Annotated in this window: 16 protein-coding genes; 4 read left to right on the top strand and 12 right to left on the bottom strand. The window is 57.3% G+C overall.

Annotation, left to right across the window (positions count from 1 at the left end):
• Positions 1-5: 5 nt before the first annotated feature.
• The 10 genes from tolA to ruvA all read right to left on the bottom strand — a co-directional run bounded on the left by tolA (position 6) and on the right by ruvA (position 8484).
• A complete protein-coding gene (tolA, locus tag ACTG1K_RS21110) occupies positions 6-1139 on the bottom strand; it encodes a cell envelope integrity protein TolA (protein WP_440006656.1) in 1134 nt (377 codons plus the stop codon).
• Between the two features lie 5 nt (positions 1140-1144).
• A complete protein-coding gene (tolR, locus tag ACTG1K_RS21115) occupies positions 1145-1591 on the bottom strand; it encodes a protein TolR (protein WP_005335733.1) in 447 nt (148 codons plus the stop codon).
• Positions 1591-2280: a protein TolQ gene (gene tolQ, locus ACTG1K_RS21120; RefSeq protein ID WP_005335735.1), complete on the bottom strand. Its 690-nt coding sequence runs from the start codon at positions 2278-2280 to the stop codon at positions 1591-1593. The genes tolR and tolQ overlap by 1 nt, the downstream gene beginning before the upstream one ends.
• Positions 2270-2677: a tol-pal system-associated acyl-CoA thioesterase gene (ybgC, locus tag ACTG1K_RS21125; protein ID WP_005335737.1), complete on the bottom strand. Its 408-nt coding sequence runs from the start codon at positions 2675-2677 to the stop codon at positions 2270-2272. The genes tolQ and ybgC overlap by 11 nt, the downstream gene beginning before the upstream one ends.
• A gap of 105 nt (positions 2678-2782) precedes the next feature.
• On the bottom strand, positions 2783-3094 hold the full coding sequence (locus ACTG1K_RS21130; RefSeq protein WP_041202810.1) for a cyd operon YbgE family protein: 312 nt from the start codon (positions 3092-3094) through the stop codon (positions 2783-2785).
• The gene (cydX, locus tag ACTG1K_RS21135; protein WP_005304933.1) at positions 3081-3197 is read right to left on the bottom strand and encodes a cytochrome bd-I oxidase subunit CydX; all 117 of its coding nucleotides are present in this window, start codon (positions 3195-3197) and stop codon (positions 3081-3083) included. Before cydX ends, ACTG1K_RS21130 begins: the two co-directional genes overlap by 14 nt.
• A gap of 14 nt (positions 3198-3211) precedes the next feature.
• Positions 3212-4348: a cytochrome d ubiquinol oxidase subunit II gene (gene cydB, locus ACTG1K_RS21140; RefSeq protein ID WP_005335741.1), complete on the bottom strand. Its 1137-nt coding sequence runs from the start codon at positions 4346-4348 to the stop codon at positions 3212-3214.
• A gap of 11 nt (positions 4349-4359) precedes the next feature.
• A complete protein-coding gene (locus ACTG1K_RS21145) occupies positions 4360-5916 on the bottom strand; it encodes a cytochrome ubiquinol oxidase subunit I (RefSeq protein ID WP_005335743.1) in 1557 nt (518 codons plus the stop codon).
• Between the two features lie 934 nt (positions 5917-6850).
• Positions 6851-7861 (bottom strand): Holliday junction branch migration DNA helicase RuvB, encoded by a 1011-nt coding sequence (ruvB, locus tag ACTG1K_RS21150; RefSeq protein ID WP_005335744.1) that lies wholly within the window; start codon positions 7859-7861, stop codon positions 6851-6853.
• Between the two features lie 8 nt (positions 7862-7869).
• Positions 7870-8484: a Holliday junction branch migration protein RuvA gene (gene ruvA / locus ACTG1K_RS21155; protein ID WP_005335746.1), complete on the bottom strand. Its 615-nt coding sequence runs from the start codon at positions 8482-8484 to the stop codon at positions 7870-7872.
• 259 nt (positions 8485-8743) lie between these two features.
• On the opposite strand from ruvA, the gene ACTG1K_RS21160 reads away from it, so the two are divergent.
• Positions 8744-10753 (top strand): methyl-accepting chemotaxis protein, encoded by a 2010-nt coding sequence (locus tag ACTG1K_RS21160; protein WP_425856140.1) that lies wholly within the window; start codon positions 8744-8746, stop codon positions 10751-10753.
• An 81-nt stretch (positions 10754-10834) separates the two neighbouring features.
• Here ACTG1K_RS21160 and lysE read toward each other — a convergent pair whose 3' ends face one another.
• Positions 10835-11443: an L-lysine exporter gene (gene lysE, locus ACTG1K_RS21165; protein WP_440006839.1), complete on the bottom strand. Its 609-nt coding sequence runs from the start codon at positions 11441-11443 to the stop codon at positions 10835-10837.
• A gap of 207 nt (positions 11444-11650) precedes the next feature.
• Entirely contained in the window at positions 11651-12433 is a 783-nt protein-coding gene (locus tag ACTG1K_RS21170; RefSeq protein WP_005335753.1) for a LuxR family transcriptional regulator, read from the bottom strand.
• A 62-nt stretch (positions 12434-12495) separates the two neighbouring features.
• Between ACTG1K_RS21170 and ACTG1K_RS21175 the strand changes: the two genes are divergently transcribed.
• From ACTG1K_RS21175 to ACTG1K_RS21185, 3 genes are all read left to right on the top strand, one after another.
• Positions 12496-13146, top strand: coding sequence for an acyl-homoserine-lactone synthase (locus tag ACTG1K_RS21175; protein ID WP_182963238.1), 651 nt, complete (start codon positions 12496-12498; stop codon positions 13144-13146).
• A gap of 201 nt (positions 13147-13347) precedes the next feature.
• Positions 13348-14247 carry a LysR family transcriptional regulator ArgP gene (locus ACTG1K_RS21180; protein WP_440006659.1) on the top strand — a complete coding sequence of 300 codons (900 nt, stop codon included), beginning with the start codon at positions 13348-13350 and terminating at the stop codon, positions 14245-14247.
• 99 nt (positions 14248-14346) lie between these two features.
• Positions 14347-16383 carry an exoribonuclease II gene (locus ACTG1K_RS21185; protein WP_139461968.1) on the top strand — a complete coding sequence of 679 codons (2037 nt, stop codon included), beginning with the start codon at positions 14347-14349 and terminating at the stop codon, positions 16381-16383.
• Positions 16384-16540 lie beyond the last annotated feature (157 nt).

A 16540-nucleotide genomic window follows, 5' to 3' on the forward strand; every position in this document is an offset into this window, starting at 1 on the left:
CACGCTTAGATACTCGGTTCTAACTTCAGGTTAAATTCCTTCAACATCTCGAATGCCGCAGGATCCTTGGGCACAGGCAGTTGATTGGCTTTCAGAACAGCCGCCTTACCGGAACGACAAACCGCCGGGTCACCCTGGCCGTTATCTACCGATATGACAAAGCCACTGCTCGCAAGACGTACGCCGATAGTACATGTTTTGCCCCGCATGGTGGGATCCAAAATCATATACCGCTCAACAGTGGCCTTGATGAGCGCCGCATATTTGTCGACTTCGCCCTGGGCTGCTGCCGATGCCGCCTGACTGCGAGCATTGGCCTCAGCCGACAGCTGCTGCTGCATCATCTCTTCCATCTCTTTTTGCAGCTTGGCCTGCTCGGCGGCTTTACGCTTGCGCTCAGCCGCGATCTTGGCCTGCTTGTCGGCCTCTGCCTTGGCTTTCTTCTCTGCGTCAGCTTTTGCCTTTTTCTCAGCCTCTTCCTTGGCCTTCTTCTCGGCCTCGGCTTTGGCTTTTTTCTCTGCTTCTGCCTTGGCTTTCTTCTCGGCTTCGGCTTTGGCCTTCTTGTCAGCTTCCGCTTTCTTGGCCTTGGCTTCTGCCGCCTTGGCCTTCTCTTCAGCCTCTTTCTTCTCTTGTTCCTTTTTCTTCTTCAGTGCCAACGCCTTGCTCTCGGCTTCCGCCGCTTTACGCTCGGCTTCGGCCTTCTTGGCCTTCTGCTCTTCCAGCTTGCGGGCTTCCTCGGCTTTTTGGGCCTTCTCTTCCGCCTGCTTCTGCTCGGCCACCTTCTTCTGCTTCTCGGCCTCGGCCTTGCGAGTCGCCTCTTCGGCCTGCTTGCGCTTGGTCTCGGCGATGCGAAGCTGCTCCTGTTTCTGAGCCAGCTCACGCTTGGCGAGATCCGTGTCTTCCTTATCCTTCTCTTTCTCTACCTTTTGAGGCTTGGGCTGAGATTTCTGCTGCTGGATCTGCTTGGCCTGTTCGTTGAGGAAGTTCTCATCGAGCATGACGGCATTGACGATCTGCCCCTTCGATTCGGGTCGTTTCGGTTTGCTGAAATCGAGCCCGACAAACAGGATGATGCCGATGATCAGGTGCAGCAGAAACGACGCGATGAGATAACCGGAAATACCACGCTTCACATCCATCTCCGTTAGTTCACCGGATCTGTCATCAGGCCAACCTGAGGCACACCCGCATTCTTGAGGGCCACCATCAACAGGATCACCTCTTCGTAGCGCACGGCCTTGTCACCCGCGACCACCACGGGGGCATTCTGGTTGATCGCCAGATAGCCCATGGCTTTTTCGGTGATGTATTGCTGCATCGCCTCTGGCGTGCCGCTTGGCACCGGCTCATCATCGGCTTCACCAGCCTTGATGACATACTCGCCTTCGGTATTGACGCTGACGATGAAGGGCGGCTTGGCATCTTCCGGCAACTGCTCGGACTCAGCCTGTGGCAGATCCACCTTGACCCCTTGCGTGATCACCGGCGTGACCGCCATAAAGATGATAAGCAGCACCAGCATGACGTCGATATAGGGAACCACGTTGATCTCGGCCACCTTCTTGCGCCGGATCCGCTGATAGGTTTGCATTACTGATCACCCTGCTGCTGTGCAATTTGACGGTTCAGAATGGTAGTGAACTCGTCCATGAAGTTGGCGTAGGCGTTCTCCAGCCGCTCGACCTTGTTGGAGAAGCGGTTGTAGAAGATAACCGCCGGGATAGCGGCAAACAGACCCATGGCGGTAGCGATCAGCGCTTCCGCGATACCCGGCGCCACCATTTGCAGGGTGGCCTGCTGAACCTGACCCAGGGCGATAAAGGCGTTCATGATCCCCCATACGGTACCGAACAGACCGATATAGGGGCTAATGGAGCCGATGGTCGCCAGCACCGGCAGATTAGATTCCAGGTCATCCACCGCGCGGGAGAGGGAGACGCGCATGGCGCGGTAGGTACCATCCATTACCGCATCCTGACCACGGGCACCGGCCTTGAGCAAGCGGGCATACTCCTTGAAGCCGGAGTAGAAGATATCTTCCATGCCTTCGATATCATCGCGGCGGGAAGAGGACTCCTGATAGAGCCGATTGAGGTCGACCCCTGACCAGAAGCGATCTTCAAACTGTTCCGATGCGAGATTGGCCGCCTTGATCGCCTTTGAACGCTGGATAATCAGCGCCCACGAGACAATAGACATGCTCATCAGGGTCATCATGACCAGTTTTACCAACAGGCTGGCTTGCCAAAACAGGCCAATAAACGAAATTTCAGCGTGCACTTAACAGCACTCCCTTGATTTTTTCAGGTATAGCTACAGGTTTCATTTGCGGATGACTGACACAGGCTATCTGTACCATGGCCTGGGTGATCAGTCGTCCATCAGCCGCCAGGATCTGCTGCGAAAAGCGCAGGGATGCGCGTTTCACTTCAATCACTTGCGTTAATACATTCAATAGTTCATTAAAACGGGCCGCCGAGCGGAAATCGATCTCAGTTCGGCTCACCACGAAGGCATATCCCTCCTGCAGCCAGACGTCCTGTTCGACCCCTTTGGCACGAAGAAACTCGGTGCGAGCACGTTCCATAAACTTGAGATAATTGGCGTTGTAGACGATGCCCCCGGCGTCGGTGTCTTCGTAGTAGACACGCACCGGAAACTCAAAGACTTCCCCCATAACAATCTGTGATCCATTCGACAGTCAGATGGGGGGCTATCATAGCGCAGGGCTGAATAGGAAAGAAGCAGGGGGAGACAGGGAAATCCTGCCTCCCCCCGTTTTTTATGAAAGGAAATATGAATGTGTCAGCCAGAGGCCATACAACAAACTGGGCCAGGCGAGCCAGGGGTTGAACAGCACACGTCCGGGCAGGCTTTTCAGATGAAAGCCAAGCCCGTTAAGTACGCCACAACAGACGGCCCACATCAGCCAGGGAGCAAGCCAGAGACCATGCTCGCTGGTGTTGGCCGCGATCAGATTGGGGGCCTGTAAAATAGCGACGGCCAACAAGGCCGCCGCGAGTAACATCAACCCCTGCCACGGCTGCCGCTCCAGTGGAGCGGCCAGCCTGGCGAGTCGATCACTTGTTTTCATCGATCTGACGATCCATGTTCTCGGTGTGTTCCAGCCACAGCGCATTGATGATGCCAAATGCACATGCCAGCAACAGCCCCAGGATCCAGGTGAAATACCACATTGTCAGCGCACCTCTTAATAGAGAGATTGTTGGTTATCTTCGATGTGCTTGTTGGTTACCCGGCCAAACATCTTGATGTAAGTCCAGATGGTGTAACCCAGCACAATCGGTACGAAGATCGCTGCAGCCACAGTCATCACCTGCAAGGTGTTGAAAGAGGCAGTAGCATCCCACATGGTCAGGCTCAGTGACGGCTCAAGGCTTGAGGGCATCACGAACGGGAACATGGAGAAACCGGCAGTGAGGATGACCCCGGCAATCGCCAGCGAGGAGCTGGTAAACGCCAGCCAGCCGATGTTCATGCGGGCAAACAGCGCAGTCAGCAGGCTCATGGCCAGGCCCAGTACAGGGGCAGCCACCATCCACGGATAGAGGGTGTAGTTGTTCATCCAGGCACCAGCCTGCAGGACAACTTCCTTGTTCATCGGGTTGGATACCGCGTCAGTCGCGGCAGCCTTGACGATGACATAGCCTTCCATACCGCTTACCCACCAACCCGCGGCAGCAAACAGCACCAGAGTCAGCAGTGAGCAGATCATGGCGGCAGTGCGGGAACGCGCCAGCACTTCACCGTCGGTCTTCATCATCAACCAAGTTGCGCCCTGGGTGAGCAGCATGAACAGACTCACCAGACCAGCCAGAATGCCGAACGGGTTAAGCAGACCAAAGAAGTTGCCGTGATAGGTCAACATCATGAACTGGTTAAACTCGAACGGAACGCCTTGCAGCAGGTTGCCAAAGGCCACACCAAAGACGATGGGCGGTACGGCGCTGCCGGCGAACAAGGCCCAGTCCCAGTTGCTGCGCCATTTGGCATCAGCACGCAGGGAGCGGTACTTGAAACCGACCGGACGCAGGAACAGCGCCATCAGCGTCAGGATCATGGCGATGTAGAAGCCGGAGAAGGTCGCGGCATACACCATCGGCCAGGCGGCGAACAAGGCACCACCGGCAGTGACCAGCCACACCTGGTTACCTTCCCAGTGCGGCCCCATGGTGTTGAGCATCACGCGGCGCTCGACATCTTTCTTGCCGACGAACGGGAGCAGTGCGCCTACCCCCATGTCGAAGCCGTCAGTGATGGCAAAACCGATCAGCAACACGCCGACCAGAGCCCACCAGATGACACGCAGAGTTTCGTAATCAAACATGGTCGCTCTCCTTATGCCTTGATCTGTTCAAAGTGATACTTGCCAGTCTTCAGGCTGCTGGGGCCAAGACGGGCATACTTGAACATCAGGTACATCTCGATAACCAGAAGTACGGTATAGAACAGGCAGATACCGATCAGAGAGAACCAGATCTCGGCTGCAGGCAAGTTGGATGCAGAGAGGGAAGTCGGCAACACCTCTGCAATGGTCCACGGTTGGCGACCATATTCAGCAACAAACCAGCCAGCTTCGATGGCGATCCACGGCAGCGGGATACCCCACAGCAGACCCTTGAGCAGCCACTTGCGCTTGCCGATCTGGTGACGGGCACTGTCATAGAAGGCCATACCAATCAGCACCAGCATCAGCATGCCGACGGCAACCATGATGCGGAAGGCAAAGAACAGCGGCAGTACCTGCGGGATGGAGTCATCCACGGCGGCCTTAATCTGCTCGTCGGTAGCATCGGTCACGTTGCTGGTGTAGCGCTTGAGCAGCAGACCGTAGCCCAGATCCTGTTTCACTTCGTCGAAGCGAGCGCGGGTCTCGTCAGACTTGTCACCGGATTGCAGCTTGGTCAGCAGGTCGTAAGCGGTCATACCGTTGCGGACGCGCAGTTCGTGCTCGCTCTTCAGATCCTTCAGACCGGTGACCTGACCGTCCAGAGAGCGGGTCGCGATAATGCCCAGTGCATAGGGGATCTTGATGGCGTAGTCGGTACGCATCTCTTCCTGATTCGGAATACCAAACAGGGTAAAGGCAGCCGGAGCAGGTTCAGTCTCCCACTCAGCTTCGATAGCGGCCAGTTTCACCTTCTGCACTTCACCGGTCTCGTAACCGGATTCGTCACCGAGGATCAGCACGGACACGATGGAAGCCATACCGAACGCAGCGGCAATGGCGAAGGAGCGACGGGCAAACGCCACATCACGATTCTTCAGCAGGTAGTAGGAGGAGATACCCAGCACAAACATGGCGCCACAAGTATAACCAGCCGCCACAGTGTGGACGAACTTGACCTGAGCAACCGGGTTGAGCACCACGTCAGCGAAGCTCATCATCTCCATCCGCATGGATTCGAAGTTGAACTCTGCACCGACCGGGTTCTGCATCCAGCCGTTGGCGACCAGGATCCAGAGGGCGGAGAGGTTGGTACCCAGCGCCATCAACCAGGTGGCAGCCAGATGCTGATGCTTGCTCAGACGATCCCAACCAAAGAAGAACATACCGACGAAGGTGGACTCCAGGAAGAAGGCCATCAGCCCTTCGATAGCCAGCGGGGCCCCGAAGATATCGCCGACATAATGGGAGTAGTAAGCCCAGTTCGTCCCGAACTGGAACTCCATGGCCAGACCTGTGGTGACCCCCAAGGCAAAGTTGATACCAAACAACTTACCCCAGAATTTGGTCATGTCCCGGTAGATGGTGTTGTTGGTCATCACATAGACGGATTCCATGATCGCCAGGAGAAAGGCCATTCCCAGCGTCAGGGGTACAAACAAAAAGTGATAAAGGGCCGTCGCAGCGAACTGGAACCGCGATAGGTCTACCACATGCTCAGCAATCATGATGTTTCCTCACCGATTATTGGCACGGCTATTTTAAGTTTTAAGCACAAAGCTTCCGTTGGAGGTTATCGAATGAGCCTTATTGGGACGTGTCACAACAAAACGCGTTCAGTAACCACTGGCATTAACAACAAGGCAATACGAGAACACAAATAAAGCTAATGTTTAACAATTCCAAAACAATCAGCCTAAATTTATTCTCGCCCATGATGACCGGGTTTTTATATCACCTTTATTTGATTGAAATCAATGTAAAAGGACCCGTCATACATGGCTTTGAAAGGCATTTTTAATCTATTTCACGATTATTGACGCGAGCCAGATCACAAAACACAACAAAGCGTAAAACATTGATTTAAATCAATTTAAGAATTTAACATCCCGCCGCTCGGTTTAATTTGAAAAGCGTGAATGACGCACCTTTTTCCATGTTATCCGAGTCAGGCAATCTGATTCGAAAACTCAATTTAAAATTGCAAAGAATGCATACTCATGCGAACCAATTTCATCAACAAAGACATTAGATAAACTAATTTGAAGAGTGCAATTTTTCTTGTTTGCCGGGGTCGATTCGAACTCCTACAATGCGCCTCGCAGTGAGGGCATACCCTTGGATACAGGCCGGTTAATCCGGGTTCACGGTACGTATTCGACGATCAATTTGAACCTGTCTATTGGAATCGAAGATGAAAAAGTTTGTTGCTAAAACCATCCGTTACTACAAGCTTTCCTTTGTTCAGCTCTATCAACTGAACCGACTCTGAGAGCTCGCGACGGCTCACCTGTTTATTTTCCGGTCTGTGTCCAGACGCACTCACTGTCTGTGAACATCCATCCTGAATTGTCTTTGCCCACCGCATCCGCCGTGGGCTTTTTTTTGCCCGGATAATAAAAAACCGCCTTTGACGGCGGTTTCATGTTCAAACGACTGTTTTTACTTCTCATCTGGTCGCTGAAGACCGAAATGAGCGTAGGCTCGTGTGGTCGCAATCCGTCCTCTGGGTGTACGTTGCAGATACCCTTGCTGGATCAGATAAGGCTCCAGCACATCTTCGATAGTATCTTTCTCTTCCCCGATCGCGGCGGCCAGATTATCGAGACCCACCGGGCCCCCCATAAACTTGTCTATCACAGCCAACAATAACTTGCGGTCCATGAAGTCGAAGCCTTCATTATCGACATCCAGCATGTCCATGGCGCGAGCAGCAATGGGGCCGTCGATCCGGCCATCGGATTTCACCTGGGCAAAGTCGCGCACCCGCCTTAACAAACGGTTAGCAATCCGCGGCGTGCCGCGAGAGCGACGGGCGACCTCAATGGCACCATCTTCCGTCATGTCTAGCCCCAGACAACGGGCACTGCGGGAGACGATATCGGTCAGGTCCTTGACGTTGTAGAACTCCAGCCGCTGGACGATACCGAAGCGATCCCGCAGCGGGCTGGTCAGTGAACCTGCCCGGGTGGTGGCGCCAATCAGGGTGAAGGGAGGCAGATCCAGCTTGATGGAGCGAGCCGCTGGTCCCTCCCCGATCATGATATCGAGCTGGTAATCCTCCATCGCCGGATAGAGCACCTCCTCCACCACCGGGCTGAGGCGATGGATTTCATCGATGAACAGCACATCGTTCGGTTCGAGGTTGGTGAGCAGCGCGGCCAGATCCCCCGCTTTCTCCAGTACCGGGCCGGAGGTGGTCTTGATATTGACCCCCATCTCGTTGGCGACGATGTTGGCGAGGGTAGTCTTGCCCAGACCCGGCGGGCCGAAGATCAACAGGTGATCGAGCGCTTCACCCCGCTGACGGGCCGCTTCGATAAAGATCTCCATCTGTTCGCAGACGGTATCCTGACCGGTGTAGTCAGCCAGCTTCTTGGGGCGGATAGCCCGGTCAATAATGTCATCCTCACGGGCGGCACTAGCCGAAATGAGGCGGTCTGCTTCAATCATCAACTACCTCATACCAGGCTACGCAGGGATTCACGGATGATATCTTCCACCGACATCCCCTCTTTGGCAATCTTGCTGACAATCTGACTCGCCTGCTGCGGCTTGTAACCTAGGGCCACCAGCGCACTGGCCGCCTCTTCGGTCACATCAGGTGCCCGCAATTCGGGCTCACTGGCTGGCAAGGTGACCATGGCCGGGGAGAAGAGGTCGTGACTGACCCACCCCTTAAGGCGATCCTTCATCTCCACCACCAGCCGCTCGGCGGTCTTCTTGCCGACTCCCGGCAGTTTGACCAAAGAGCTTATCTCTTCACGTTCGACACTCAGCACAAACTGGGTAGCTGTCATGCCGGAAAGAATCGCCAGCGCCAGCTTGGGGCCGACTCCGTTGGTCTTGATCAGCTCGCGGAACAGCGCCCGCTCCTGTTTATGGTTGAAACCATAGAGCAACTGGGCATCTTCCCGCACCACGAAGTGAGTATGGATGGTCGCTTCCTTGCCGATCTCCGGCAAATCATAGAAGCAGCTCATCGGCATCTGTACCTCATAGCCAACCCCGCCCACTTCCAGCAGGACCTCGGGGGGCTGCTTTTCAATGACAATGCCTCTCAAGCGACCAATCACGGCTCTCTCCTCACCAATACAACTATTCGTAAATTGGCTCATAGCATAAAGAATAACTGGATAAGTATCCAGCATAGGGCAGCAACACCCGCATGGTCAGAGAGGCTTTTTATCCAATTTTCCACCATGCTTGATCGGGTGCAGCCAGTGCACGGGATGTTTCAGCGCCGCATCGCTCCCGAGCGGGGGATAAACCACTACACTAAACCCGTTCGGAACCGAAGCTGGTGCCAATGTCGATACCAAGGAAGGCCATCACATGAAAATTGTTACCACCTCCAATCTGGGTCTTGCCATATTGCTCGGATGTACGCTGGGCATGGGGGTCGTTGGCTGGTATGGCAGCCAGCGGCTAGCCAATCTGCTCTCCTACGTACTGGGCGCCGCCTGGCAGACCGCCGACGGTGCCATGGAGGGCTCCATAGAACTGGGCAATCAACAGCTACAGATTCAGAAGATGCAAAACGGAACCCCGCTCAATCGCGCCGAACTCGATGCTGCCAAGGCGGCGACCGATGACGCGCTGGCCCGGGTCAGCCTGGGGCAGCTCATTGATGGTGCGGCCCTTGCCACCATGGAACAGCACAAGCAGGACTATCAACAGCAACAAGAGAAGCTGCTGGCGCTCTATCACGCCTATACCGAGGTGGATCAGGCACTGCATCACAACGCCGATCTGATGGCCCGCCTCTCGACCCAGCTGGAGGTGATCGGCGACGACGCGGTCGAGGCGCTGACCCAATCCCCCGACCAGACCATCAGCTGGAACAGCGGCCTCTCCACTCGCTGGGAAGCGGCCGACGGGGGGATGGAGTCCAACATAGGCTTTTTGCGCCAACTCTATGCGCTGGAGAAGATGCGCAGACAAGGAGTCACAGAGGCGATCCAAGCCGAGTTAAAAGAGGCGACCGATTTCTACCACGAAGCGGTCGACAGCATGCTCGGCACCGGGCTGTTCGATATCGAGGGAACCGGCGAATTTGCCGGCAAGACACTGTCGGCAGAGTATCGCGCCCTGTTGGCCCGGCATCAGCAACTGATGGGACAGTGGGTCGATGCGCTCGGCAGCTATCAGGCCCAGCAGTCCGCCTATGAGGTCAGTGCCGATGAGCTGCGACAACAGCTGGTTGCCATCGAGGAGAGCGGCGATGCCACTGTCGAGGATCAGGTGGCCCAGCTCAACGGCATCATCAGCCAGATCCGAACCCTGCTGCTGGGTGGCCTGTTGCTGAGCCTGATCATGGTCACCCTCTGCGGCTTCTGGCTGACCCGCAAACTGGTAACCCCACTGCTGCAAGTGGACAAACGAATGCAGGATATCGCCGCCGGCGATGGGGACCTCAACGCCCGCATCAACCTGCAACGGGATGACGAGATAGGCTCGCTGGCCAACAGTGTGGATCGTTTCATCGAGAAATTGCAGAAGATGATCAGCTCCACCATGGACAACAACCAACACATCAGCGAACACGTTCACACCTCGGTCAACCGGGTGGAGGCAATCAGCCAGAGCAGCCGCCAGACCGCCGAACATGCGCTGGCCCTGCACCACGACAGTGAACAGATGGTGCAAGTCGCCACCGGTATCTCGGACAACTGCAGCATAGCGGCCCACAATGCCAATGAGGTGCGCCAGCTGACCACCGAGAGCAGCCAGTATGTCGCCTCCGCCAGCGCGGGCATGCAGCGGGTGGTACAGGAGGTGAGCGAGTGTGCCATCGCCATCAACTCCCTCAAGGAGCAGGCGGGTCAGATTGGCCAGATCATCTCCACCATCAGTGGCATCTCGGAGCAGACCAACCTGCTTGCCCTCAATGCGGCTATCGAAGCGGCCCGCGCGGGGGAGATGGGGCGTGGCTTTGCGGTGGTTGCGGACGAGGTGCGCACCCTGGCCAATCGCACCGCGACATCAAGCGCCGAGATCAGCCAGGTGATCAGCAGCATCCAGCAGCAGACCGAGACCGCCTATCTGATGATGCAACGCAACCTCAAGACGGTGGAGTCCGGCATGCAGGACTCCGAGAACACCAAGCAGATCCTGTTCAAGGTGGAAGGCGCCATCGACCAGCTGGCCGACATGGTGCAGCAGGTCGCCGTAGCCACAGGTCAACTGTCACACACCCTGAGCCACTCCTCTGACAAGGTCTCCGGCATCAGTCTGCAAGCCAGAACCGGAGAACAGGAGGCGCAGGAGTGTCTGCAACTCGCCTCCTCGCTCCATCAGGCCAGCCTGCTGCAGCAGCGCCTGCTCTCCCAGTTCAGGGTCTGAACCCTGTCAATAGCAAAGATGCCACTCATGTGAGTGGCATCTTTTTGTTACCGGTCGCTCATTCCTGCCGCCTTAACTTCCTCAACATCCTATGGCCAGTTGAATAGCCAGGCTCAGCATGATGATGCCAACCAGCAGATCGATCCCCTGCTGCACCCGGCCTCGGGCCAACCAGGGCGCCAGTGCCGCAGCACCCAGCGCCAGCGAGTAGAACCACACCAACGAGGCCAGCATGGCCCCCGCAGCAAAAGCCGGACGAAGGGACTCGCTCACCTGACTGCCAAGGGAGCCGAGCAGCATCAATGTATCGAGATAGACGTGAGGATTGAGCAGCGTAACTCCCAACGTCATCGCCAGCACGCTTTTGGCACCCATCTGCTGAGCAGAATCGGCAAGCCCCTCCCCTTTACCGCGCCAGGCACTGAGCAGGGAACGGCCACCAAACCAGCCGAGAAACAGCACGCCTCCCCAGGTGAGCAGCGCCATGCCGAGGGGGCTGGCAGCCAGCACATTGGCCCCGCCAAATACGCCGATAGCAATCAGGGTGAGATCGCAGAAACTGCAGAGCGTGGCCGTCAGCAGATGGTGATTGCGATGGATGCCCCGGCTCAGCACAAAGGCATTCTGGGCGCCGATGGGGATGATCATGGCCAGACCGATGGTGAAGCCTTGCAGTGTCGTTGCGAACATCATGGAGAGTACCGTTCGAAATGATGAATGAGCGGCACTATAGCGATGGTAGTTCCTTCCTAGAAATTCATTGATTTACTTATTGATTCATTTTGCTAATAAAAACCGGCATACCCAGCCGCTGTTCCAGCCCTTGTCAATTACCGGATCTGACAATTGTGACCCTCAGAGTGCGGCAGGAGAATCTGTTGCGCCTGTGGGCTCAGCCTACTGCAGCAATCTGGGGAAGTTGGTAACCACAACTTGCTCCAAATTGGGTAGCAAAAGCCCCGTACTAACCCCTTTGGCAATGGCCTGATAGCGGTTCATTGAGCCGGTTTTGCGGGTGACCTGATTGAGATGGTAATTGACCGTGCGCTCCGTGATCCCGAGGATGCAGGCGATCTCGCTAGAGGTCTTCCCTTCGCTGGCCCAGAACAGGCACTCGGTCTCGCGCTCGGTCAAGGGGTCTTTACCCGCACTGTCCATCATGCTGAAACGCACCACCCGAATGGCCGCCTCGAAGATGTAATTGGACATCCAGGAGAGGATCGGCGAGGACTCCAGCAGCAGGTCACTCGAGGCCCGCTCGGACGTGATAAAGGAGAGGATTCCGTTCTCCCCGGCTGCGCCGTGCAGAGGGAAGGAGATGCCATTGCGCAATCCGAACTCGGCGGCCAACCCCATCACGTCCATGGTTCCCTCCTGCAGAAAACTGGCCCGCTCATCGAGGCGGTTCCAGTAAATGGGCAGCGTCTGCTTGCGTGCCAGCCGGATCACCGGATCGCACGCCAGCATGTTGTTTTCGGTATAGGCCTGCACCCAGGAATCGGGGCACTGGTTGAACAACACCACCTTGGGCCTTTGCATCGACATCGGCAGGATCAGGGCGAAGCGATAGTAGTCATAGCCCATCCCGAGCGTAAAGCGACCGATCAGTTCGGCCAGACGATTGCCGTCCGTCACCGAAGTGAAATGTTCGAGGTACTCAAGCAGTTGGTCTCTGTTCATATGAAAGCCCCCTTGGCCAGACATGTGATTATAACGGCGAATAGCAAGATAGAGGGTCCATAATGTTGGTTTTTAAAGGAAAATTGAGAGAACATCCACGAAACGAGGTGGAGAATGAACTCTATCGCTTTCGAAATCGCGTCTTTTCCGACCGGCTAGGCTGGGATGTCGAGTCTCATCGGGGCTTGGAGCGTGACAGCTTCGACACGCCAGACACCCATTGGGTGCTGATCGAGGACGAACAAGGGCTGTGTGGCTGCATTCGTCTGCTCAACTGTGCCGATGCCTATATGCTGCCCACCATCTTCCCCACCGCCCTTGCCGGTGAAAGCGCACCACGCACCCCCGATGTCTGGGAACTCACCCGTCTGGCTATCGATGCCCAGCGCGCACCGCGCATGAGCAATGGCGTCAGCGAACTCACTTGCGTCATCTTCCGCGAGGTCTATGCCTTCGCCCATGCCCACGGGATCCGGGAGCTGGTCGCCGTCGTCAGCCTGCCGGTGGAGCGCATCTTCCGCCGACTTGGCCTGCCCATCGAGCGGCTCGGTCATCGGCAGGCAGTCGATCTGGGTGCGGTAAGGGGCGTTGGCATCCGCTTCCATCTGGATGAGCGCTTCGCGCTGGCGGTCTCCCAACCTCTGCTGGGCCATTATCAAACCAGCCATTATCCACTGCAGCAACCGTCACCGGTGCTGGCAGTTCACTCATAAAAAATCCCGGGAAAACAGACCCGGGATAAAGATGTCGCTACGATCTGCGCAGGGCTACCCCATGCGGCACCAGAGAGTATCCTCCCTCAATGGCCTGACCACTACTGTCAAAAATCACAGCGCAACACCCCTTCCGCCGCCCATTGTTGTCCCCTGCCGAGTGACGTAGAGTCAGCCCTTGGGCAACGGAAGGGAGAGAAGATGAAAGAGCTGGACTACAAACTGCTGCGGGCGCTGGATGCGGTACTGCAGGAGCAGAACTTCGATCGGGCGGCCAAGTCGCTCCATATCACCCAGTCGGCCATCTCCCAGCGGATCAAGCAGCTGGAGCAGCAGTTTGCCGAGCCACTACTCATTCGAAGCCAACCCCTGCAGGCCACGCCACTCGGCCAAAAACTGCTGGCCCACTATCGGCAGGTACACCAGCTCGAGCTCGAACTGGCGGGGGAGCTGGCCCCCGACCAGCCGCAGGGGCCAATCCGGATCAGCATCGCAGTGAACGCCGACAGCCTGGCCACTTGGTTCCTGCCCGCCATTGCCCCCTTGTTGAAACAGCACCCCATCGAACTCAACCTGCTGGTCGATGACGAGAGCCGCACCCTCGACAAGGTCCGCGAGGGTCAAGCCTTTGGTGCGGTCAGCCTGCATCCCCAGCCGCTGGCGGGTTGCTGCGTCGACGAGCTCGGTGAGATGAACTATCTGCTTACCGCCAGCCCCGCCTTCGTAGCCCGCCACTTCCCTCGCGGCCTGACTCGTGAGGCGCTGGCCAAGGCACCGGCGGTGGCGTTCGATCAGCGCGATGACATGCATGTGAGCTTTATGAGGGAACACTTCGGGCTGGAGCCCGGCGGTTATCCCTGCCATACGGTCCACTCCTCAGAGGCCTTCGTCGCCATGGCCGAGCAGGGGTTGGCCTACTGTCTCATTCCCGAATTGCAGATAAGAGGCCAGCTCGCAGGCGGGTCACTGCTCAACCTCAGTCCCGACCACGTCCTGACGGAACGCCTCTACTGGCACCGCTGGGTACTGGAAAAAGGGGTTCACAAGCAGCTCTCCCAGCGTCTCATCGACCATGCCAGATCGCAGTTGAAAGCACGCTGAGCAGGCCATTCACCTTGGCTTTGCAGGGCTAAAAACGTATAGTGCTGGGCGATCCTTCATCAGGTCTCCACCCAGGTTTTCACTTCAGGTTCCTCACTTATGTTCCAAGACAATCCGCTGCTGGCCCAGCTCAAGCAACAAATCCGCGAAAACATCCCGAAGAAAGAGGGTGTGATCCGCGCCTCGGACCGGGGCTTCGGCTTTCTGGAAGTCGATGAGAAGACCAGCTATTTCGTGCCGCCTCCCTACATGAAGAAGGTGATGCACGGTGACCGGGTGACCGCCCTGATCCGTACCGAAAAAGAGAAGGAAGTGGCCGAGCCGGATACCCTGCTGGAGCAGTCCGTCACCCGCTTCGTGGCCCGGGTCAAGATGTTCCGTGACCGCCTCAACGTGGTCGCCGACCACCCGCTGATCAAGGATGCCATCAAGGCCCGCGTCAAGAAGGGTCTGGATGAGAAAGAGTTCAAGGAAGGTGACTGGGTGGTGGCTACCCTCAAGCGCCACGCGCTGGTCGACGGCAACTTCTCTGCCGAGATCACCCAGAAGATCGCCGCCCAGGAAGATCACAATGTGCCCTGGTGGGTGGTGCTGGCCCGCCACAACCTGGCCCAGGTCGAACCGGCTGATTTGCCGGAGTGGAAGGTGATCGAAGAGGAGGAGCTGCCCCGTCGTGACCTGACCAAGGTGCCCTTCTTCACCATCGACGGTGCCAAGACCAAGGACATGGACGATGCGCTGGCCATCACCAAGCTGGATAACGGCTGGGAGCTGCTGGTCGCCATCGCCGACCCGACCGCCTATGTGGCCGAAGGGAGCGAGCTGGACAAGGAAGCCGCCCAGCGCGCCTTTACCGTCTACATGCCGGGCCGCAACGTGCCGATGATCCCGCGCACCCTCTCCGACGAGCTCTGCTCCCTGAAAGAGGGCGAGGAGCGCAACACTCTGTGTGCCCGTCTGCTCATCGCCGAAGATGGCCTGCTGCTGGAGGAGACCGAGTTCTTCGCCGCCCGCATCTGCTCCCACGCCCGCCTCAACTATGACGACGTCTCCGACTGGGCCGAGCATGGCAAAGAGCTGTCCATCGACGCAGGCGTACTGGCCCAGCTGCCGCTGATGAAGGCAATGACCGAGGCACGCATCGCGTGGCGAACCGAGCATGCCCTGGTGTTCCCGGATCGTCCCGACTACGACTTCGAGCTGGGCGAGAATGGCGAAGTGCTGGCCATCCACGTCGAGCCGCGCCGCATCGCCAACCGCATGGTGGAAGAGTCGATGATCGCCGCCAACATCTGCGCCGGTCGCGTGCTGGGCAAGAGCGTCGGTTACGGCATCTTCAACGTTCACACCGGCTTTGACGAAGAGTCCCTCGACGGCGCCATCGACCTGCTGAAGAGTGCCGAAGCCCCGTTCGAGCGCGACGAGATCGCTAGTCTCTCCGGCTTCTGTGCCCTGCGCCGCTGGATCGACAACCTCGACACCCGCTGGCTGGATGGCAAGATCCGCCGCTTCCAGAGCTATGCGCTGATGTCCTCCGAGCCGGGCGCCCACTATGGTCTGGGTCTGGATGCCTACGCCACCTGGACCTCCCCGATCCGTAAATACGGCGATATGGTCAACCATCGTCTGCTCAAAGCGGTCATCGCCGGCAAGACCCCGGGTGAGCGCCCGAGCACCGAGCTCACCGAGCACCTGACCGCCTGCCGCCGCCTGCACCGCATGGTGGAGCGCGACATCGGCGACTGGCTCTATGTCCGTTACCTGAAAGCCGCCGCTGGCACCGATCAGGTTTTCAACGCCGAGATCATCGACGTGATGCGTGCCGGTCTCAAGCTGCGTCTGCAGGAGAACGGAGCAGTGGTCTTCCTGCCTGCCCGTCACATCCTCGACAACAAGGATCGACTGGAGTGCAACTGGGACAACGGCCGCGTCTATCTGGACAAGACCGAAGTGGTTTATGAGCTCGGCCAGATCATCGAGGTGAAGCTGACCGAAGCGGTGGAAGAGACCCGCTCCCTTATCGCCAAGCCGGCGGTGGAGTTGGTGCCAGGCCCGGCACCGGAAGCCCCGGCGGCCGAGAGTGCGCCAGCCGATAGCAGTGAAACGCCCGCTGAGGCTGCCCCCAAGGCAGAATAAGCCACGCAGAATCATCTGATCTGCCGAGAGCCCGCCATCGTGCGGGCTCTTTTTTGCCCGGCATCCCGCCCTACAAGCTGCCATATATACCGTTATGGCACACAGTTCTAGCCACGATTTGCAGAGAACGCAGTGAATGTCTCCACCAGAATAGCTG

This window comes from Aeromonas sp. 102P (assembly GCF_051920345.1).
In the GTDB taxonomy this organism is placed as follows: Bacteria; Pseudomonadota; Gammaproteobacteria; order Enterobacterales; family Aeromonadaceae; genus Aeromonas; species Aeromonas veronii.